Raw genomic sequence first — 21,136 nt, 5'->3', positions numbered from 1 at the left:
CCTCTCGGCCTCCTGCAGAACGAAACCTGAGTTAGAGATTGATACAGATGGGCAAGAATGTAGTAGTGCTGGGTACCCAGTGGGGCGATGAAGGCAAGGGTAAAATTGTCGATTTGCTGACAGAACAGGTCTCCCTGGTGGTGCGCTTTCAGGGCGGACACAACGCCGGCCATACCCTGGTGATCGACGGTGAGAAAACCGTACTGCACCTGATCCCCTCCGGTATCCTGCGCCCCAGCGTGACCTGCCTGATCGGCAATGGTGTGGTGCTGTCACCGGAAGCATTACTCAAGGAAATGTCTGAGTTGGAAGAGCGCGGTGTTCCAGTGCGCAAGCGCCTGCGTCTGTCCCCAGCCTGTCCCCTGATTCTGCCGGTGCATGTGGCACTGGATCAGGCCCGTGAAAAGGCGCGCGGTGCCAAAGCAATCGGTACCACCGGTCGCGGTATCGGTCCCGCCTATGAAGACAAAGTTGCCCGCCGCGGTCTGCGCCTCGGTGACCTGTGTAACTGGGAGAACTTCTGCAATCAGCTCAAGGAGCTGATCGACTACCACAACTTTGCCCTGACCGAATACTACAAAGTCGATCCGGTGAGCTACGAGGACACTCTCGAGCAGGCCAAGATCTGGCGTGAGCAACTGGTGCCGATGATCATCGATGTGGCCGACCAGCTGCATAAGGCCCGCGAACAGGGTGAGCACATCCTATTCGAGGGGGCTCAGGGTTCCCTGCTGGATATTGACCACGGTACCTATCCGTTTGTGACCTCCTCCAATACCACTGCTGGCGGCACCGCCACTGGTTCTGGTTTTGGCCCCCTCTACCTGGATTACGTACTGGGTATCACCAAGGCCTACACCACCCGCGTTGGTAGTGGCCCTTTCCCCACCGAACTCGACTGTGAAGTAGGGCGTCACCTGGGTGAGAAGGGACATGAATTTGGTGCCACTACCGGGCGCCAGCGTCGCACCGGCTGGTTCGATGCGGTCGCCGTACGTCATGCTATTCGTATCAACAGTATCTCCGGCTTGTGCCTGACCAAGCTGGATGTGCTCGATGGTCTCGAGGAAGTGAAGATCTGTGTCGGTTACCGCAACAGTGCCGGAGAAGAAGTACCGGTACCTTTCGACGCTGCCGGTTGGGAAGGGGTAGAGCCTGTATACGAAAGCATGCCTGGCTGGACAGAGAATACCTTCGGGGTGCGTCGTGAGGCGGACCTGCCGGCTAATGCCAAGGCTTATATCGCCCGTATCGAGGAGCTGGTGGGTGCGCCGGTAGATATTGTTTCTACAGGTCCGGACCGCAATGAGACTATCGTCCGCGCCTCTTCCGCTCTATGTGAAATGGGAATCCATAACGCGAGCGTATAAGCCTCTAAAGCCTGCTTGTGAATCTACGGTCAAACCCTGGCCTTGCTATTTTTAGTGAGGCCTTTGATCATTAGACCTGATTCAAGTTATCGGTCGAGTGGTTTTGAAGCCACTCGCTACCAGAATTCAATCGGGCCAATTTATGACCTCTTCCGTTTCCGTTGCCAGCCGCTATAGCTTTGCTGAAGAGATTGCCAATAGCGTAACCCACGGTATCGGAGCCGTTCTGGCTATTGCTGGTTTGGGTGTTCTCACTGGTTTCGCCGCACTGCGCGGGGATGCCTGGCATATCGTCAGCTCCAGTGTCTATGCCTCCACCCTGATTCTTTGTTTCCTCGCCTCGACTCTTTATCACGCCGTCAGCCATATAGGCGCCAAGGCGATATTGCGAACTCTGGATCACTCCTCGATTTTTCTGCTGATTGCCGGCACCTATACGCCCTTTACCTTAGTGACCCTACGCGGGCCCTGGGGCTGGTGGTTGTTTGGCATTATCTGGGGCTTGGCACTGCTGGGCCTGATTATCCAGTTCACTCCCTTGAAAAAGATCCGTGCACTGTCGATCACCCTCAGCGCCCTGATGGGCTGGGTGGTTATCGCTGCAATCAAGCCCCTGGCGAATAGTCTTGAGACCGGTGGCCTATGGCTGTTGGTGCTGGGGGGGCTCTGTTATACCGGCGGTATTGCTTTTTATTTGTGGCGCAGCCTGCGTTTTCACCACGCTATTTGGCACCTATTTGTTCTGGCTGGCGGTATTTTGCATTTCTTCGCCGTACTCTTTTACGTCATTCCCTGATTTTGTGGCCCTGGTCACAGGGCCTCGCCATCACCAGAACTTCCTTTCGACTCCACTGTCCCCATTAATGACGGATCAAGCGGATGACACCATTGGAGAAATCCGCCTTCCGGAAGAGAGAGGCTCGTTCTAACCTTGTGCGAGCGAAATGTCGTGTCAAAGGTACTCCCATGCCCAGATTGCAACGGTTCCCCGCACTGCTCTATGTTCTTACCCTCTGTTTGACGTTATTCACTCTACAGGCTCAGGCTGCCGATAAGCCGGACCCGGCTTTTGAAAAGTGGGTAAAGGAGTTCCGCCAAACGGCCATTAAGAATGGGATTTCCCCCCAGGTTTACGACCAGGCTTTTAAAGGCATTACCTCTCCTGACCAGTGGGTGCTGGATAGAGCCAGTTACCAGCCGGAATTCAAGGCGCCGGTGTGGCAGTACTTCGACAACCGTGTGCAAAAGCGCGCTATCGAGCGGGGCAAGCGGGAAAAAGAGAAGATGCAGCCCTGGCTCGATAAAATCGAGAAGCGCTTCGGTGTGGACCCCAATATCCTACTGGCAATCTGGTCGGTGGAATCGAGCTTCGGAGGCATTCTTGGCAATGAGACGGTAATGCGCAGTGTAATCCGCTCTCTCGCAACCCTGGCCTATGCAGATCCCCAGCGCAAGAAGTTTGGTCGACAGCAGTTGTTGGCAGCACTGAAAATCCTGCAGGCCGGTGATGTTGAAGGTCAACACCTGCTTGGATCTTGGGCAGGGGCTATGGGGCACACGCAGTTTATCCCCACCAGCTACCAAGCTTATGCCGTAGACATCGACGGCGACGGCAAGCGTGATATTTGGAATTCGGTGCCGGATGCACTGGCTACCGCTGCTAATTTACTTTCCAGTAATGGCTGGCAGAAAGGTAAGCCCTGGGGCTATGAGGTCACCATTCCCGCCAAGAAAATGCCGGGCGGCAAATTGACAGTTGCGGAGTGGGAAAAGCTCGGAGTCAAGCGCGCCAATGGTGAGCCCTTTCCAAGTAAGAAAGCGGTGGCGGAGCTGAAGCTGCCTGATGGGCGCAATGGTCCGGCTTTTCTAGTATTTAAGAATTTCTTTGTACTCAAGCGTTATAACAACTCCGATCGTTATGCTATAGCCATTGGTTTACTTTCGGATCGTATTGGCGGCGGCGCGCCGCTGGTGAAAGACTGGAACCGCCCATTTACTCCCCTCGACGGCAGTCAAGTTGAACAGTTGCAAAAACTGCTGAAGCAGAAGGGTTTCTACAGTGGTGAGATTGATGGTAAAGCTGGTCCGGGAACCCGAAAAGCGATAAAGGCTTTCGAGAAGAGCGCCGGTGTGGAGGAGAAGGGCTTTCCCAGCAAAGAGGTATTGGAGTTGCTTCAGAAACAGTAGGGCGCCTCTAAAAGTTCTCATCCGGTAGTAGGCTGTCCTGCAATAACTCGAGGTTTTCAACTACCTCCTGGGGTTCGTGGAAATAGGCGATGTGATACATCGCCTCGCCCTCCTGCACCAGTGGGATGTTCTGCTTGCCGATTATGATTCCCTCGCCATTACTGCGTACCTGGTCTAGTTCATTGCCATAGGGGTCGGCAACAGTGGCGAGCAGGTCACCTGCGTACACTTGATCACCAAGCGCTTTAAGGTGGGTGGCTATGCCGCTGTCGCCGGCTCTTAGCCAGCCACTGCTACGAGCGATAAAGGGCTCTATCAAGCTGCGTCTGCGCCTTACCGGGAGCATACCCAGATGCCTGAGAACGTTAGTCACTCCTTTCAGGCCAGCGCGAATGCACAACTCATCAAAGCGCAGGGCTTCTCCTGCCTCATAGAGGAGGATTCTCACTCCCCGATCTGCGGCCGCCTGGCGTAGGGAGCCATCGCGAATCGATGCATTTAGCAATACGGGTACACCGAAAGCCTTGGCCATAGCACGGGTCACATCGTCGTCGAGATTGGCGCGCACCTGGGGAAGGTTACTGCGGTGGGCGGCTCCGGTATGTAGATCGATGCCGTAATCGCATTTGGCCACTATCTCACGCAGAAACACATGGGCCATACGCGCAGCCAGGGAGCCTTTGGCAGAACCGGGAAAGCTGCGATTGAGGTCGCGGCGATCGGGTAGGTAGCGGGTGTGCTGGAGCACACCGTAGACATTGACCATAGGTACGGCAATCAGGTTACCGCGAAGGGATTTTAGACTGCGGCTCTGAATCAAACGGCTGATGATTTCGATGCCGTTCAGCTCATCGCCGTGCACGGCCGCACAGACAAAAATCGTGGGACCCTCCCGTTTACCGCGCTGTACATAAACGGGTATGGCCATTTCTGTATTGGTGTAGAGGCTGACTACAGGCAGGTCTATATGGCGGGATTCCCCCTTGGCCACTGCGATACCGCCAATTTCAAAGTTCGGGGATTCTTGCATGGTTACGTTCGCAATTGAGAGCTCTAAGTTTAGGGAATAGAGCAGGCCAGGGTGGGCCCCGGTGAGGGGCGCCAGTAGGATTTTAGAGCCTGATTAGCGGCATATTGGACGTAGTGTGAGAGAAAATCCTTGAGCCGTTCAGCCACATTTGCAGGGCGGGATTCCAATATCCGGAAGTGGTGTACCACAGGCCAGTCTCAATATCGGCGATTAAGCCGATACCGCGCCAGGGGCCAGGAGTTTGTCCAAAAGCTCGGCCATTTCTGTCCTCGGCATCTTTTCCCTGAGACCATTGCACCGTGCCCTGTGCGTCGAAAATAGCCAGCGGTTTTCCCTGTGAGTCAGTGTGATAGTACTCACAGCGGCCGGAGCTCCAGTGGCAGAGTACGGATCCGTTTAAGGGGTGTGTTATCCAATGGCCGATGCCGCGGGATTTACCATCGATCTGGTGTGCTTCAGCCCAGATGCCCAGGCCACTCCAACTGCTGGTGACCCGGCGCTGGCGTGACGATTTGCGATGGGTGCAGGTTTTACTCAGACGGCGCCCGAACGGGTCATAGCGGAAATAAGTTTTAAAATCGCCGCATTCTGCGGTGCTCATCAGCCCCCAACCGTCGTACTGGTATTGATAATCTCTGCGCCCGGGAATTTGCCGCTCGGCGACCACGTTGCCGCGCTTATCCCTGTCGATTTGTGCCTGGGGAAACCCGGTCTGGCGTATTGGAGTAGTGAGCTGTAGCGGGGGGCACTTATCGAATTGCCAAGCGAGGGCGAGTCCACTTTCCAGGCTAAAAGGGCTTCCAAACCGATGTTTGACCGTACTGCGCACTTCTCCCTGAATATGAATAGTGTTTTGCTCTTTGAACTCACTGCGCAGCACCGGCTCGCCATTGGCATCCACACCGTAAAGTGCGCCACAGGGTGTGAGCGTGTAGGCCAAGTCGAGGTTGTCGGAGCTGGCGCTTTTCAACCAGCCGCGTGAATCGTACTGATACCTCAGGCTGAAATCGCGCACGTCACTGCTGTCGTGGTTCTCGGCGATAACCCGGTTGCGTCGGTCGTATTTAAAACGGACAGATGAATGTAAATTGTTAGCTTGAATCAGGCGTTTTTCAGCATCGTAATGGAACTCATTAATTTGGCCATTATTATTGCGTATGCTGGCGAGGGTGCCTCTGTCGTAATAGTGGAAGTACCAACGGCAGTCGTTATCACAGTATTCACTAAGGCTGCCATCAACGTTGTAGTTCCAAGTGAGTTGGCGCTTGTCCGGGGTGCGGTGGCTGATCAGTTGGCCGAGTCCATCATATTGCCAGCAGTAATCTCCGGTGGGGGTTTGCAGCTGGGTCAACTGGCCCTGGGTATTGTGGTGTAAAGCCCATTGGTTGCCATCGGCGAAATGTATCTGGCAAATACGGCCGCAGCTATCGTAGTCCCACTGCAAGCTTTGGCTGTTACTGGCATGGATGGCGTGGGGTTGGCCACGCTCGCAGTAATCGATTCCATATTGGTAGCTGCCTATGTGGGACTCGCGTAATTCGCCGGTGGGGCCATAGCGCCACTCACGCCAAGTTTCCCCATTGACGACCAGCGTGGTCATGCGCTGCCAGTGATCGTATTCGAAACCCCACTGCTTTTCCCCTCGGCGCACCGTTTGTAACTGCCCCTGGCCATCCCAGGTAAACTCAATGCAGCCGCCCTCGGGATCTGTAATTTGCGAGAGCAAACCGCGATCGCTATAGAGCAATTTCCACTCTTGCTGTTCCGGGTCGATAATTGCCTGTGGCCGTCCCTTGTCACTGTAAGTGAACAGCCATGATTGTTGTTCACTTAACTGTACTGCCTGTGGGTAGCCGTCTTCACTGTATAAATAACGTTTGCTGTTGCTCCCTTCGGTGATGCGCCGCAAGCGGCCAAATTCATCGTAGCGGAAGAAGGTACGCTGTCCATCTGCGTTAATCTGCTGGCAGAGATTCCCGTAACAGTCGTAGAGCCAGCTTTTTTGCCGCTGCCCTTGACGCTCTTTGGTGAGCTGGCCGAACTGGTTGAAGTGCAGCTGTTGTGGAGTTCGATCAGTATTTTCTACCTGGCAATTCCCACGGTTGTGTTGCCAGGTTAATAATGTTTCCGACTCCTCTTGTATCAGCCTGTGGCAGTGCCCTTGCAGGTCGTACTCAAATTGACGCTTGCCACTCACACCGCTGTGCGCTTGCACAAGCAATAAATCGTGATAGTGATAGCTCTCCAGATCGTGGTTACTGTGGACTTCGGTTAGTAGACCGCCCTGGAATTCATAGCTGCACAGATTGCGCTGATCGTCGGGAGCGTGGTTATTCAGCAGTTTGGTAAGGCGCCCGCCGCGGCTTTCGAAGTCGAGTACCCGCCCCCAGGAGCTGACAATTTTTCTGGGTAACCCTTCGCTGTAATCAATGGTTAGGGAATTGCCGAACTGATCTCGAATCTCGGTAAGCGGGAGTGCACTGTTGACTCCATCTGCGCGAAAAATTTTATCGGGCTCATTAAAGGTGGAGAGTCGATAGCTGTGCAGACTCTGCCGGAATAGCAGCAGTCGTTCGAAGCGGTTATAACAGCCGTGCCCAATCGCGGGTAACTGGAATTGAATCTTGCGGCCTTCGGCATTAAACAGTTCTACTTGGTTATCCTGCACCAGTAACTGTTCGCTCAGTGAATGACGCCAGCCAGCTCCAATTCCACTGTCTTCATCGATACTAGAGCGGTAGTATCGTTTCCAAGAAAATGGCAGTGGCCCCGGTATTGTGAGGTCCACACATTCGAAGTTCAGTTCGCCGGTTGCAATGATTACCTGTTCGTGTACCCGACGGCACCGGCTAAGAGCGGGGACATGAGTCCCCAGTGGGTTGGTACCGGGTGTATTAATAAATTGAACTGGGCCCTCATTGACTCCGGGTAACAGCTCGACTTCAGGTGCAGCTGAAATTGTATAGGTGTTGACCTCGACAGTGGGTGGTTCTGGCCACAGAGGTCGGTGGTGGCCGTCAGTAATTTGGGCCTCGGGAAGTTCTTCAATAGCCTCCACCCAGCGATAGGCTGCCGCAGGATTTCCCTGGGGGAAGGTGGCTGTGGAGGGGCTTAAGACTTTGAGCAGGTTGGGGACCAGCTGGGTGAGACGTTCCGGTGTCATTCTTCAGCTTCCGGCAAACAGTTTTATCGTTGCGCTTTTCTGATAGTTACATCTGGTGATTTTGGTCTTTGGGTTTCGCTCTGCTCTTGTGCGAGTATCTGCGCTGCGGGTTGGGAGGAGTATTCAAGAATACCCGCACTGATATTGTCGCGTCCTCCCATTCTGTTGGCATCATCAATAAAGCGATAAACACACTCCAGAGCAGGGCGGTGAGTGGCAAGCACTCGCTCAATCGCATGATCGTCCAGATATTCAGTTAAGCCATCAGTGCAGAGTAATAGCAAAGCGTTCTCTGTTAATTTCCAGCTATTAATTTCTGCTTCTACAGAATTGGAAACGCCCAAAGCGCGGGTTATGTGATTTCGTACACTGGATTGCTGTGCCTGCTCCTCGCTTATTTGACCACTGTCTATCATTTCCTGAACAACACTGTGATCGCGTGTAAGGCGCTGTAAGCCGAAGTTATTCCATAGATAAGCGCGAGAATCACCAATATGCGCGACGATCAGGAAATCGTGCCACATAACGGCGACAACAATTGTTGTTCCCATTTTTGCAAAATGAGGGTTGGTATTTTTTGTGTTTAGGAGGGCGTTGTTGGCACTGTTGATAGCGTCGATCAAAGTCGCGCGTAAAATCAATTGTTGTTGCTCGGGTGTGCAGGAGAGAAAGGTATGTTTTAAAAGGTCTTCTAAATGGAATTGAACAGTTTCTGCCGCTATTTTGCTAGCTGTGGCACCGCCTGTGTATCCCCCCATACCATCCGCTATCACGATATAGGCGAAAGGTTGGTCGGCGCTGGCATACCAGCGAATACTATCCTCGTTTTCCTCGCGAACTTGACCAATGTCAGTACGTCCGTTGACCGCCAGACTTATCTGATCCATGTCTGGTGCAACTCCCCTTTATTTAAATAGCAACAAAATGCAGCGTAACATGATTACAACCACTAACCAGAGTTCATGTTAACTTGGCAGTAGACTAAGTTTGAAATTTTTTTCCCTGATTTGCGATAATAAAACCTTTATTCATCACTAGAAAGGCATTGCGCCTTATAAAAAAGGATTTGCTGGCAAAATGCCTCGTTTGCCCAGGCTCAATCTAATAGATATCCCTCAGCATATTGTGCAAGTTGGTCACAATAATTTGCCGTGCTTCTTTGATGAGGAGGATTATCAATATTATTTGATTAGTTTGCGCAATGCTGCTGATCAGTACCATGTGGATGTGCATGCATACGTCCTGCTGCCCAATATGATTCAGATTATTGCCACCCCGAGGGTTCCAGATGGCATACCTTCAATGATGCAATCTCTAGGGCGTCGTTACGTACAGTTTGTCAATCACCGTTACAAGCGTTCCGGCACCATTTGGCGAGGGCGTTATAAATCCAGCTTGATTGACTCCGATGCCTACTTGCTGACCTGCTACCGCTATGTGGAACTGCGCCCTCTTTATTTGGGACTTGCTGACTCACTGGGAAATTATCAGTGGTCAAGTTTCAATCATCATGTAAACACTAAGCATGATAATTTGATTAAAGATCATCGTTTATATACCGACTTGGGTGAAAATGCCGGGCAACGTGCACAGGCTTATCGCCAGCTTTTTCGCTATAGCTTTGATAGCCGGCTACTGGATTACATCGCTGAAACCATTAAGTTGGGGCATGTTCTGGGTGGAGATGCTTTTAAAGATAAGATTGAACAAATCGCCAATCAGAGGGTTCGTCCGCTGAAAAGGGGACGACCAAGAAAGTCGAATAAAATCGAAAAACAAGTAATGGAAACCAAATAGATAAAAACGCATGATGAGTACAAGAGGTTTCGTTGTGCTGCGTATTTTTTTTACCTGTGGATAATTAACTGTGAGCAAAGCCACTATAGCTGCCGGATTTCAAATCCACGGCGATAAAAATAAAAAGGAAGAAACCATGGACCATGGCAGTGATATTCTAAAAGTCGCAATCTTGGGCGATTTTAGTGGTCGCTCCAGCCGTCGTCAGTGCGAGCCTGAGACTATTGCTCAGCGCAGGGTATATGTGCTGAACCGGGATACTTTTGAAGGAGTATTCAGTGATCTTAGGGTGAGCCTGCAGTTGCCGGTGATGGATGAGCCGCTGCAATTACCTTGTTTTGATGATTTACACCCGGATTACCTCTACAGCCGCCTACCGCTTTTCAAACATTTTATAGCGCTCGGTCAACGCCTGCGTGATCCTGGCCAATTCCAGCAAGCCGCAGAGGAGATTCGTCAATGGAAACCGGAGCTGACTGAAACCGGACAAGAGGCTGCGGATTATTCATCTGAGCAGTCAATCCTCGATGAGATTCTCGCGGCGGGTCGCGAGCGCCTGGCTAGGGAAAATGGCAGCGCTTTCCAGGTGGATCAACTGATTAGGGACATTGTTGCCCCCTATGTACAAAAAAGTGTGGACCCCATGCAAGGGGAGTATTTAAACGCCTTGGCAGAGGCGACCTCTGACACTATGCGCAAGGTGATGCATCATAGTGATTTCCGCCAGTTGGAGGCGAGCTGGCTCAGTCTGCATTTCTTGATGAGGCGACTAGACGAACACCCAAATTTGCAGCTGCACCTGATTGATGTCAGCAAGGAAGAGCTGCTTGCCGATTTTGCCAGTGCTGAGAGCGATCTGGAAAAGTCTCAGGTTTTTAAATTACTGGTTGAGCGTGAAACAGTCGCCGGTGACCGTCCCTACAACCTCGTGTTGGGTGACTTTTTTATTACGGACGAGGAGAGGGATCTGCATCTGTTGATTGATCTCTCCACTATTGCGGAAGCGGCTGGAAGTACTCTGCTTCTTGGAGGGGACACCAAATTGGCCGGCTGTCCCAGCTTGGCAGGATCGGTTGATCCAGACGATTGGTATTATCCCTTGAGTGAGCGCTTTGCCGAAAGCTGGCAGGCGGTACGGGATTACTCCGCCAGTGAGTATGTTGCACTGGCTGCCCCCCGCTTTATGTTACGGCTGCCATTTGGCCGTGAGACCTCCACCACTGAGCATTTTGATTTTGAAGAACTAACCCCCGATCAGGGCCACCAATACTATCAGTGGGGTAATAGTGCCTATCTGCTCGCCTTGGCTATCTGCCAGGGTTTTTCCACAACTGGCAGATTCCAGGCTCCCACCTCTGCAACCTATGAAAGCCTGCCTTTGCATCTGCGTAAACTGCCCCAGGGACAGTGGATTACCCCCTGTGCTGAAGCGTTGCTTACCGATCGTGCAGCAGCAGAGTTTAGTCAGGCGGGGCTGAGTACTATGCGCTCGGTACAGGGCCGCGATCAGATTGTCCTCCCCAGTTTGAGATCTCTCGCCGGTGGAGAATTAAAAGGGCCCTGGAGTTAAAAAGTATTTCCCGGTCACGGCATTCTCTGTAGGCCGGGTTTGAATTTCTTGTGTGGAAGGCCATTGTGCCCGAATCATTTTCGCTCTCTTTGGTAGTTTGTGTCCCAGCGGATGAGCGAAGTACAACAACTGTGTGAGTCAGGAAGACATGGATCTAATTCTCTCAGTATTGGCCGACCCCGCAGGGGCCAATATGCTCAAGCACACCAAACTGTTCACTAAAGATGGGGGTAGTCTGGGGCGCTCTGCTGATAATTACTGGGTGCTACCCGATCCCGAACGTGTTGTCTCATCTCAGCACGCGCAAATTTCTTTCAGTGATGGGCAATTTTTCCTGACAGATACCAGCACTAACGGTACCTATCATAACGATGGCGATAACCCGCTGGGTAAAGGCAATAAACTCCCTCTGAACGAGGGGGATATCATCAATGTGGGTGAATATCGCCTCAAGGTGACGTTGCGACAGCCTCAGGCCGAAAGTGACCTGCCAAAGGGATTGGGCAGTGCCGATTTTCTTGATACTTCCGATCGCACCACCTTCAATGCCAGTGCTATGGCCAAGATGCAGAGCCAAGCGGAGGCAAAGCAGCTGGATAACTGGTTGGAACCCGGTGGCAGCAACGATATTTCCCAGTCTGGCGAATGGGGTTACGTCCCACAGAGTAGTCAGAGTGCTCCCGCGCAGGATGATTTACTGGCTGCAGATCCGGGTCCACTGGACCCCATGTCGGCTTTTGAGCAGCCTCAGTCTTTCGGGGCGTCAGATGTGCAGGGACTCGGTTCACTTGGTAGCGAACCCCAAGGGCAGGCGGCGCCAGGGCAATGGTCCGATGATGAGTGGTGGAAAGATGGCAGTGCCCAGGACCATGTGCCGGCAGATCAACACTCTGTGCAAATTGCTCCACAAACTCCGGCCCAGTCATTTGAGGCTCCTCCCTCCACACAGCCTCAAGCACCTCAGCCGCAATCTTTCCAGGCACCAGCTCCGCAACCCCAGGTAGCTCCTCAGCCTCCGCTTGCGCCCCCATCACAGCCAGTTGCCCAACAGCGGCCCCAGTTCACCCCAACGCCAGTGTCACCACCCCCGGTACAAATGCAGCCACAAGCCCCACCGGCTCCACAGGCTCCACAGGATAATCCTTTTGCGGATTCTTTTGCGGCAATACAGGGACAACAGGTAGCGGGCGCACCGGGCTTTGATACTGCACAGGCGCCTCCTGCAAGCCCTATGGGTTTTGCCTCTCAGGGGCAGAGCTTTTCCCAATTGCAACAACCGGCTCCTGTTCAGCAGAGCCCGGCGCCTGAAGTACCGGTAGCGCCGGTGCAGCCAGCCCCGGTTCCTCCGGTATCCAGTGTGCTGGCGGCAACGCTGGGCCTGAATATGAATCCCGGGCAACAACAAATAGCCGATCAACAGGCCGCGGAGATCGTCCGCGAAACGGTTTCCCGCCTGATCGACCTCCTACGTGCGCGCAGCAGTATCAAGAATGAGCTGCGTGTACAGCGCACTATGATCCAGACAGAGGCGAATAACCCACTGAAATTCAGTGCCACGGAAAGAGATGCGCTGGAGGCGATGTTCGCCGGTAATGGTGCTTTTTTACAGCCCAAGGAGGCGGTGCAGGATAGTTTCGATGATCTCTCCGATCACCAGGTCGCGGTGCTGGCGGGGATGCGCGCTGGTTACAGTGCGATGTTGCAGTATTTCAGCCCGGACAATATTGAACGTCGCCTGGGGAATACCTCTGGTGTATTCGGCAATAAGAATGCAAAGAAATGGGAGGGCTTCAGCGCGATGTATCGGGAATTAGTGGGCGATCCGGATGCTTGTTACCGCAAGCTTTTCGGTGATGAGTTTGCTGTGACTTATGAAAACCAGTTGTCTGAGCTGAAGAACGCCAGACAGCTGAAAAATTAATAGATCGGAAGAGGGAATTGGTCGTGTCCATAACAAAGTTACTGAAATTCACCCTACTCGGAATACTGGTAGTCAGTCTGGCAGCGTGCCAAACAACTAGGCGCACCCTGAATCTGGATACCAGTGTCGAGCTCTCGGTCAACATCCGCAGTGACGTCAATCCGGACGATGATGGTCGTGCATCGCCGGTGGTAGTGCGTGTGTTTATGTTGGCAGATGACCGCCAGTTTGCCCGAGAGGATTTCCTTAATCTTTATGAAAATGCGGAATCCCGTCTCGGCAAGGATCTCCTTGATACCGTTATCCTGAAGGAGTTCGCACCTGGTGAGCAGCGTGTGGAAGAGCTGCCTTTGACTCCAGAAGTGAAGTACATCGGTTTATTGGCAGAATTTGTGCAGTATCAAAAAGCCGATGCACTCATGGTGCTGCCGATAACCGACCACAAAAAGAATAGTTATCAGATTGCCCTGGCCGACACGCGTATCGGCACACCCGATAATATCGCCAAGCGACGCCGAGGCATTGTTTCACCGCTATCTCGCAACGATACCAGTGGGAAGAAGGGCGACACGGTGACAATTTCCAGTGAGGACTATGACTTGATGAAGAAGCGTCTTCAGGAAGCGGAAAAATCCAAGTAGAGCGTCGCTCGGCACAGGTTTAATTAAGCCCACTTCAAGTGGAATTGGGTTTTACAAGGAAGACATATGTCGGTTAACAACAAGGTGATCTGGAGTGAGGGCATGTTTTTACGCCCTCAACATTTCCAGCAGCAGGACCGCTATCTCGAACAGTTAGTTGAGGCTCGCACAGCTTCGCTGGGGCCCTATACCTGGGGTGTGCTGGAGCTGGCGATCGATAGTGAACCGCTCTCTATGGGAAAGATATCGCTATCCCGTGTACGTGCGATATTTCCCGATGGTACGCCAATTCTTGCACCGGAAAATGAAATCCTACCGGATGTCCTGGATGTGCCGGTTAACACCCGCGATGAGATCGTCTATCTATGTGTACCGATGAAGCGTCCCGGCAGCCAGGAATCCATCCGTGACCAGGAAGATTTTCCCCAGGCGCGCTACCAGACAGCAAACTTCGATGCGCGCAATAGTGCCGCAGCCTCCGGGGAGTCTGCCCGTATCCAGGTGGGCAAACTGCGAGTGTGTCTCAAGCTTGAGAGCGATGATCTCAGTGGGTACGCGTCTATTGGTATCGCCAGAATACGCGAGCGCCAGCCGGAGAAACCGGTCGAGTTGGATTCTGACTATATTCCACCGCTATTGAATGCAGAGACTTCAGCGGTAATCAAAGCCTATATCGAAGAGGTTAAAGGCCTGTTGGATCACCGCGGCTCCGCGCTGGGACACCGCTTGAGTGATAGTGGCCGCAGCGGCTCAGCAGAGATTGCCGATTACCTGTTGCTGCAGGTTATTAATCGTTTTGAACCCCTGCTAAAACAAATTACAGCTCAGCCACGCCTGCACCCGCACAGTTTGTTTGTGGAGTTGCTGCAATTGGCTGGTGAGCTGTCGACATTTACTTCATCGACCAAGCGCCCACCGGAAATCCCCAGTTACTCGCACGAAAACCTACAACTCAGCTTTGCTGGGTTGTTTTCAGCCCTGCGCCAGTCGCTCTCTACAGTTCTGGAGCAGACTGCTATTGCCATGGAATTGGTGCAGAGAAAGTTTGGTATTTATGTGGCCCCGGTCTCCGATCCCTCGCTACTGAAAACGGCCAGCTTCGTGATGGCTGCTAAAGCCGATATGCCCGGCGACCTGTTGCGCAGTCGTTTCCCCACGCAGGCCAAAGTGGCGCCAGTGGAAGCTATCCGTGAGTTGATTTCCGCTCAGCTGCCGGGATTGTCATTGCGCCCCTTGCCAGTGGCGCCGAGACAAATTCCCTATCACGCGGGTTTTACCTATTTCGAAATGGAGCGCAGCGGTGAGCTTTGGCAGGCCATGCAGAGATCTGGAGGCTTTGCGGTGCATCTCGGCGCGGAATTCCCGGGGCTGACCATGGAGCTCTGGGCCATAAGGAATAATTGATATGAGCAACGACAGCTTCAGCACTCCACCGTCGCCCAATGCAGGTGACAGGACCGTAATGATTCCCACTCCAGGTGCCGCAGCTCCGGTGCAGCCCGGTTCATCTGCACAGCCGCAGTTCTTTGCCAATCCCGGCAGTTCAGCGGATATGCAGATTCGCAATAGTTTGAATCCCCTGGTCTCCGCAGCCTCCAAGCTGCTGGGGGTGATTATCAAGCTGCGCACTACCATGAATCACTCCAATGTGCCGGATCTGCACAAGCGGCTGACCAAGGAAATTCAGGCATTTGAGCGGGAATCCAAACAGCTGGGCCTGGCCCCTGAGGCAGTGCTTACCGCGCGCTATCTGCTGTGTACCGTTGTGGATGAAGTGGTGCTGACTACGCCCTGGGGTACGGCGAGTGGTTGGAGTCAGCACTCGTTGCTCAGCCTGTTCCACAAGGAGACGTTTGGTGGTGAGAAATGTTTTTCCATTCTGCAGCGTATGCTGGAAACCCCTGCTTCCCACCTGGAGTTGTTAGAGCTCTTTTATCTTTGCCTCAGTCTCGGTTTTCAAGGCAAGTATCGCTTGGTGCAGCGGGGCCACGAGCAGATTGAGCAGATTCGCGATGAGCTTTATCGGACCATAGAGCAGCACAAATCGGCAATGGACCGTGATCTCTCTCCCCACTGGCAGGGTTGTGTCGAGCGCAAGTCGGGCCTGATTCACTACATGCCTTTGTGGGTGATTATGAGCGTCGCACTGGGGTTGTTGGTTGCCACCTACAGCGGCTATCGCTGGTGGCTTTACGAAACGACTACCCCTGTGGCTGACCGAGTAGTGGAATTAACAGGCAGTGACAGCGAGCCCCCGCAAGGGGAAGGGTGACACTCGGACCGAATTGATCCGGTGCCGATTGAGCCCGGGAGATGGAGCTATTCATGAAACGCTTGCGCGACTTTTTTACCAATAAATGGGTGCTTGGCATTATCGGCCTCGCAGCCCTGTCTGTTCTGATTTGGTTTGGGGCGGACTACATCAAGTTTGGCAGTGATAACGCCACACTGTCCCATACAGTTCGCATTACCATCATTGTTTTTATTTTCGCAATTTGGTTGGTGTGGAACCTGAGCCAGTGGCTGGTTGAACGGCGCCAAAACCAGGCTCTGATTAAGGGCATTGAAGAGTCTCAGGAAGATACCCAGGATCCGGATGAAGAGCATTCCCTCGAGGAGCTTGAGGCTTTATCGGGGCGTTTCCGCGAGGCCATGGATGTATTGCGCAACGCTCGTTTTAAGTCAGAGAAGGGCAAGGTGTCCCTGTACCAGCTGCCCTGGTACGTCATTATTGGTCCACCCGGCTGCGGCAAAACTACTGCGTTGGTAAATTCAGGGTTGGAATTTCCCCTGGCGCAAAGCCACGGTAAAGAAGCCCTGGGAGGAGTTGGCGGCACGAGAAATTGCGATTGGTGGTTTACCAACGATGCAGTTTTGATCGATACCGCCGGCCGTTATACCACTCAGGACAGCCACCGGGTTTACGACAACAGTGCCTGGCGAGCATTCCTCGGGCTATTAAAACGCTATCGTCGTCGCAGGCCGATTAATGGTGCCCTGGTTGCCATCAGTTTGCAGGACCTGATGGTACAGACCGATGAGCAGCGCCAACATCAGGCCAAGACGATTCGTTCGCGAGTGAATGAACTCCAGCAGGAGCTGGGTATACGTTTCCCTATTTACCTCACCTTTACCAAGTGTGATTTGGTAGCGGGCTTTAGTGAATTTTTTGACAACCTTTCACAGGCGGAGCGCGAGCAGGTCTGGGGTATGAGTTTTCCCCGTGAAGCCAATGCCGCTGTCGGCGCGCCGTTGGATAACTTCAGGGCCGAGTTTAACCAGCTGATTGAGCGCTTAAATCAGAGGGTATTGTGGCGTGTGCACCAGGAGCGCAATGTTGAGAAGCGCGCGCTGCTGCAGGGATTTCCCGCCCGCATGGAGAGTTTGTCAGATATTTTAGCGGACTTTATCAAGCAGACCTTCGAGCCAAACCGCTATGAAACTGTGCCTATGGTTCGCGGTATATATTTTACCAGTGGTACCCAGGAGGGCAGCCCGGTAGACCGTATGATGGCTTCGGTAACAGCGGATTTTGGCCTGGAGCGCAGTGTTGGGCCCAAATTCCAGGGGGTTGGAAAAAGTTTCTTCCTGAATCGCCTGCTCAAGGATGTGGTATTCCCCGAAGCTGAATTGGTGGGGGTCAATCGCAAGGTAGAGAGCGCTAACCTGTGGTTGCGCAGAGGGGTATATGTCACTTTAGCTGCGGCATTTGTGGGTTCGATCTTTCTCTGGAGTGGCAGTCTCGCATCCAACAAATTGTCCATGGGTGAAGTCAATGACCACCTGGCGGCCTATGAGCAAGCCGAGGAAAAGCTTAAGGGCAAGAGGCCTACACCGGCAAATGTTTTGCAGATGCTCGAACCCTTGCGGCAGGCGACTTCGGTGTATGACCGCGAGGAGCACCCCTGGATCTCCAATCTGGGCTTGTATGACACCCGTATAGATCAGACGCTGGATAACCTCTATCGGCAAAAGCTTGAAGAGATCTTTTTACCGGCGCTATTGCGAGATATTGAAAGTAACCTCAGTCGCTTGGGGAGTGATGACCCTGCACTGGTCAGTACCCTCAAAACCTATCTGATGTTCTTCAACCCGGACAAATTGGACATCACGACCGTTGAGGGCTACTACAGTGCCCGCTGGGAACGCCAATTACCCGGCGAAGCTCAGGAGCAAGATAATTTACGCTACCACCTCGATCAATTGTTGGCGCGTCCAATACCTGAAAGTGTTCAACAAAATGAGCGTGTAGTGGCTCGCGCCCGCCAACAGCTGCGACGCATCCCTGTGCCGCAAAGGCTGTTTGCGCAATTGCAAAATAGCGATCTTGGGCAGACCTCTGTCGACTTGTATCAGGAAATCGGCGGTGATACCCAACAGGTGTTTGGTGTGAGAGCTGGCGATTCACGCTTTAGCACCCCCTTCCTATATACCAAGGCGGGTTATAAGGACGTGGACTTTGGTGCAGATTCCCAGTTGATGACCACTATGGCGGATGAGCGCTGGATCTACGGTGGGGAACTCAGTGGTGAGGACTTTACCGAAGCCGACCGGACGAAACTTGGCGAGGATGTAAAGCGTATTTATCTGGGGGAGTATCTTCAGCACTGGCAATCCTTCCTTGGCGGTTTCAGCATTCGCAGATTCAACAGCACTTCCCAGGCGCTTGAGGTTCTCTCAACCCTGTCAGACCCAATTTATTCCCCATTACTGGCAATCACGGAAATTACTTCGGATAACACACGCCTGACATTGCGACCGGAGCTGTCGGTGGATGCCAAGGGGGTGCCATTACCGGTATCCAGTACAACTCGCCGACTCGGTGGTGCGGCACTGGATAGCGCGGCAGGGGCGTTGAAGGACCGATACAAGCCTAATATTGTCGATGTGCGCTTTGAGGAAATACAGCGCATTACACAAAGCGAGAAAGGCAGACCCGCACGGGTTCAGGAGTATCTCCAGTCTATCAATAAGATTCAGGAATATCTGACTGAAATTGACAGTGCTCCAGACTCCAATGAAGCGGCGTTCGCCAGTGCCAAAGCCCGTTTTGCTGGGGGCGGCGATGCGATTAAGCAGCTAAGAGTCAAAGCGGCCAATGCGCCGGCGCCTTTTGATAAATGGCTGACCGAAATTGCTGACAGCACTTGGGCTCTGGTTATGTCGAAAGCCAAGGGGCATCTAAACCGGGTATGGCGTGAGCAAGTTTATCAAAGCTACGCCAGCAGCCTGGCAAATCGCTATCCGCTGCGCAGTGACCGGGACCAGGAAGTACCAGTTATTGAATTTAATCAATACTTCAAGCCTGGGGGCATTGAGCAAAAGTTTGTTACTGAATACTTAAAGCCTTTCGTCGATACTAGAAATTGGAAAGTGAAGTATGTGGAAGGGCAGGGTATGAGCCTTTCAACTGAAACGCTGTCTCAGCTGCGTAGAGCGGAGAAGATTCGTAAGACCTTCTTTAAATCGGGAGAAAGCGCAGCTTATTCTTTCCGTATAGAGCCAACCAAGCTGGATTCCAGTGTGCGCCTGTTTGAACTTGAGCTGGGAGATCAGCGTGTTCCCTATTCGCATGGCCCCAAGACCAGTAAAAAACTTACCTGGCGCGGTGGTGAGAGTAATCGGGTGCGGATTATCTTTGAAGATCTCAATGAAACCGTACACCGTAAACATTTCGAAGGAGATTGGGCTTGGTATCGACTTCTTGCAAGCTCAGATCTTGAGACAGGGCGAAGCAATGCGGAGCGTTTGGTGACCTTCTCTGAAGAAGGGCGGAAAGCACAATTCAAACTAGTGGCTTCGAATGTAAATAATCCTTTCGATCGCAGTTTACTGCGTGGTTATCGGTGCCCGGAGACTCTGTAGTAGGGAGTGAGTGACTTGCAAAGCAGCATAGGTATTTTTGGCAAGCTTCCTGGGCATGGAGATTTTATCCAGCGTCAGCTTCCAGCGAGTTTCGTCAGGGTGTGGGATGAATGGCTGCAGCGTGCAGTGCATGGTTCCCGAGAAATAATGGGTGAAAACTGGCTGGACTACTATTTGACCAGTCCGGTCTGGCGCTTTGCCCACAGTAAAGGAATCATTGATGAGACCCCCTGGGTAGGGGTTCTAGTGCCTAGTGTGGATAGTGTGGGGCGTTATTTTCCTTTGACTATCGCCGCACCGTTACCCTCTTCTATGGACATAATTAACTTTATGTCAGATGCAGATAGGTGGTATCGGGAACTTACAGAATTGGCTGTCAGCGCACTGCAAAATATGCTCCATGCAGATCAGTTGTTCGAGGCCTTTAGTGAGGTGCCGGTAGAACTGGGGCAGCTTGCTACAGCTGCAGCACAGAGTGAGTTCTTTGTCGCGAGTAATGATGCCTCGGGTAACGAAAAGCGCTACGCGGGGTTACTCGGACAGGTATGTCGTAAGCAGTTCGCCAGTTACAGTCTGTGGTCTTGCGAAGGATCACAGCATCTAGCCCCAACCAGCGTGCTTTGCCCCTCTTTACCCAGCCCTGAATTTTACTGCTCTATGTTGGGTGCCAGTCAGCAAAGACAGTGAATAAATAGGTAAAGGATATCTAGTGTGAAGCAAATAATAGTGGCTTTAAATAGTAATAAGCATCGGCGGCATAGTGTGTTAACCGGTGATATTTCACACAGTGAAACTCGACATATCTGTCAAGTGTACCTACCCGAGTTCACGGCCCTGGCTGGAGAATGTCCGATCATATTTTTAAAGTCTCAAGAAGAGAATGCCCTGGAAAGTTGTGCTTTATTAGGAATAAAACCGGGGCAGAATCTTTTTATTCAGCAGGATAAATGGTTGGGTGGTTATATCCCGGCAACATTGAGAGCTTATCCATTTTACTTGCATTACAAAGATCAACTGGAAACAAATCCAATAATTTGTGTGGATTCATCCTCTCTCTCACTTGGTAGCTTAGATGGAAATAGAAGTAGGCTATTCGATGATGAGGGGCAAGCGACAAATGCATTATTGCAGGCCAGAAACTTACTGAGTGGAATTCATCAGCAGAAATCAAATAATAAAGAGTTTATTCGTTGCCTCACTGAGATGGAACTCTTTCAGGAGCAGGTAGTGGTAGTCGATTTACCTGGTAATACCAAACATCGATTAACCGGTGTATTTTGTGTTACTTCAGAGCGTATGAATGCATTGGATGATAATGACTTCTTACGCTTAAAAGAGCGTGGCTATTTAGCTCCAATATACGCTCATATGCTGTCTTTACATCAGTCAACAAATTTAAGCCGGCTATTCAAAAAGTATCAAGCGAGGCTACTTCACTAGAGGGTTAAGGCTAAACAATAAAAACCCTATTGTTTTTAAACCATTTGAGCTTGGTGAAGCAATGGCAACTTACTCCAGGTGCATTAAAGCTCATGGCATAAGTGAAATTAATTGAGTAGCCTATTTAGGAAAAAGCTACCAGTGTACAGGGC

The 21,136-nt window shown here is 52.2% G+C and carries 15 protein-coding genes; 12 read left to right on the top strand and 3 right to left on the bottom strand.

Annotated features, from left to right (window positions below):
- Positions 1–47: 47 nt before the first annotated feature.
- The 3 genes from ACJJIT_RS18320 to ACJJIT_RS18310 all read left to right on the top strand — a co-directional run bounded on the left by ACJJIT_RS18320 (position 48) and on the right by ACJJIT_RS18310 (position 3,557).
- Positions 48–1,370 (top strand): adenylosuccinate synthase, encoded by a 1,323-nt coding sequence (locus ACJJIT_RS18320; protein ID WP_252084210.1) that lies wholly within the window; start codon positions 48–50, stop codon positions 1,368–1,370.
- Positions 1,371–1,512: 142 nt separating this feature from the next.
- Positions 1,513–2,166: a PAQR family membrane homeostasis protein TrhA gene (gene trhA, locus ACJJIT_RS18315; RefSeq protein ID WP_252084211.1), complete on the top strand. Its 654-nt coding sequence runs from the start codon at positions 1,513–1,515 to the stop codon at positions 2,164–2,166.
- A 170-nt stretch (positions 2,167–2,336) separates the two neighbouring features.
- Entirely contained in the window at positions 2,337–3,557 is a 1,221-nt protein-coding gene (locus ACJJIT_RS18310) for a lytic murein transglycosylase (RefSeq protein ID WP_444899264.1), read from the top strand.
- A gap of 7 nt (positions 3,558–3,564) precedes the next feature.
- On the opposite strand, the gene ACJJIT_RS18305 is transcribed toward ACJJIT_RS18310, so the two are convergent.
- The 3 genes from ACJJIT_RS18305 to ACJJIT_RS18295 form a co-directional block, all read right to left on the bottom strand.
- The gene (locus ACJJIT_RS18305; RefSeq protein ID WP_444891552.1) at positions 3,565–4,587 is read right to left on the bottom strand and encodes a succinylglutamate desuccinylase/aspartoacylase family protein; all 1,023 of its coding nucleotides are present in this window, start codon (positions 4,585–4,587) and stop codon (positions 3,565–3,567) included.
- A gap of 82 nt (positions 4,588–4,669) precedes the next feature.
- Positions 4,670–7,750, bottom strand: a complete 3,081-nt coding sequence (locus ACJJIT_RS18300; protein ID WP_444899263.1) for a DUF6531 domain-containing protein — start codon at positions 7,748–7,750, stop codon at positions 4,670–4,672.
- A gap of 23 nt (positions 7,751–7,773) precedes the next feature.
- On the bottom strand, positions 7,774–8,637 hold the full coding sequence (locus ACJJIT_RS18295; RefSeq protein ID WP_444899262.1) for a Stp1/IreP family PP2C-type Ser/Thr phosphatase: 864 nt from the start codon (positions 8,635–8,637) through the stop codon (positions 7,774–7,776).
- A gap of 190 nt (positions 8,638–8,827) precedes the next feature.
- Here ACJJIT_RS18295 and ACJJIT_RS18290 point away from each other — a divergent pair, with 190 nt between their 5' ends.
- From ACJJIT_RS18290 to ACJJIT_RS18250, 9 genes are all read left to right on the top strand, one after another.
- Positions 8,828–9,547: a transposase gene (locus tag ACJJIT_RS18290; RefSeq protein WP_444899261.1), complete on the top strand. Its 720-nt coding sequence runs from the start codon at positions 8,828–8,830 to the stop codon at positions 9,545–9,547.
- Between the two features lie 70 nt (positions 9,548–9,617).
- Positions 9,618–11,117, top strand: a complete 1,500-nt coding sequence (locus tag ACJJIT_RS18285) for a type VI secretion system contractile sheath domain-containing protein (protein ID WP_444899260.1) — start codon at positions 9,618–9,620, stop codon at positions 11,115–11,117.
- A gap of 133 nt (positions 11,118–11,250) precedes the next feature.
- Complete coding sequence (gene tagH / locus ACJJIT_RS18280) at positions 11,251–13,038, top strand: type VI secretion system-associated FHA domain protein TagH (RefSeq protein WP_444899259.1); 1,788 nt, start codon at positions 11,251–11,253, stop codon at positions 13,036–13,038.
- Positions 13,039–13,061: 23 nt separating this feature from the next.
- Positions 13,062–13,679 carry a type VI secretion system lipoprotein TssJ gene (gene tssJ / locus ACJJIT_RS18275; protein ID WP_252084219.1) on the top strand — a complete coding sequence of 206 codons (618 nt, stop codon included), beginning with the start codon at positions 13,062–13,064 and terminating at the stop codon, positions 13,677–13,679.
- Positions 13,680–13,745: 66 nt separating this feature from the next.
- A complete protein-coding gene (gene tssK, locus ACJJIT_RS18270; RefSeq protein ID WP_444883473.1) occupies positions 13,746–15,083 on the top strand; it encodes a type VI secretion system baseplate subunit TssK in 1,338 nt (445 codons plus the stop codon).
- A 1-nt stretch (position 15,084) separates the two neighbouring features.
- The gene (icmH, locus tag ACJJIT_RS18265; RefSeq protein ID WP_252084221.1) at positions 15,085–15,951 is read left to right on the top strand and encodes a type IVB secretion system protein IcmH/DotU; all 867 of its coding nucleotides are present in this window, start codon (positions 15,085–15,087) and stop codon (positions 15,949–15,951) included.
- Between the two features lie 53 nt (positions 15,952–16,004).
- Entirely contained in the window at positions 16,005–19,544 is a 3,540-nt protein-coding gene (gene tssM, locus ACJJIT_RS18260) for a type VI secretion system membrane subunit TssM (protein ID WP_444899258.1), read from the top strand.
- A gap of 15 nt (positions 19,545–19,559) precedes the next feature.
- Entirely contained in the window at positions 19,560–20,231 is a 672-nt protein-coding gene (gene tagF, locus ACJJIT_RS18255; protein WP_444899257.1) for a type VI secretion system-associated protein TagF, read from the top strand.
- Between the two features lie 24 nt (positions 20,232–20,255).
- On the top strand, positions 20,256–20,984 hold the full coding sequence (locus tag ACJJIT_RS18250; RefSeq protein WP_444883476.1) for a SapC family protein: 729 nt from the start codon (positions 20,256–20,258) through the stop codon (positions 20,982–20,984).
- Positions 20,985–21,136: the final 152 nt, after the last annotated feature.

Source organism: Microbulbifer mixtoriginis (SeqCode), from assembly GCF_052467515.1.
The sequence above is the reverse complement of the archived record's forward strand: the minus strand, read 5'-3'. Positions and strand labels throughout refer to the sequence as shown.

Bases quoted from the DNA above. Each gene is read 5' to 3' on its own strand.
- tssK (WP_444883473.1), top strand. From the start codon at position 13,746: ATGTCGGTTAACAACAAGGTGATCTGGAGTGAGGGCATGTTTTTACGC.
- icmH (WP_252084221.1), top strand. From the start codon at position 15,085: ATGAGCAACGACAGCTTCAGCACTCCACCGTCGCCCAATGCAGGTGAC.
- trhA (WP_252084211.1), top strand. From the start codon at position 1,513: ATGACCTCTTCCGTTTCCGTTGCCAGCCGCTATAGCTTTGCTGAAGAG.
- ACJJIT_RS18320 (WP_252084210.1), top strand. From the start codon at position 48: ATGGGCAAGAATGTAGTAGTGCTGGGTACCCAGTGGGGCGATGAAGGC.
- ACJJIT_RS18290 (WP_444899261.1), top strand. From the start codon at position 8,828: ATGCCTCGTTTGCCCAGGCTCAATCTAATAGATATCCCTCAGCATATT.
- tssM (WP_444899258.1), top strand. From the start codon at position 16,005: ATGAAACGCTTGCGCGACTTTTTTACCAATAAATGGGTGCTTGGCATT.
- ACJJIT_RS18305 (WP_444891552.1), bottom strand. From the start codon at position 4,587: ATGCAAGAATCCCCGAACTTTGAAATTGGCGGTATCGCAGTGGCCAAG.
- ACJJIT_RS18310 (WP_444899264.1), top strand. From the start codon at position 2,337: ATGCCCAGATTGCAACGGTTCCCCGCACTGCTCTATGTTCTTACCCTC.
- ACJJIT_RS18295 (WP_444899262.1), bottom strand. From the start codon at position 8,637: ATGGATCAGATAAGTCTGGCGGTCAACGGACGTACTGACATTGGTCAA.
- ACJJIT_RS18300 (WP_444899263.1), bottom strand. From the start codon at position 7,750: ATGACACCGGAACGTCTCACCCAGCTGGTCCCCAACCTGCTCAAAGTC.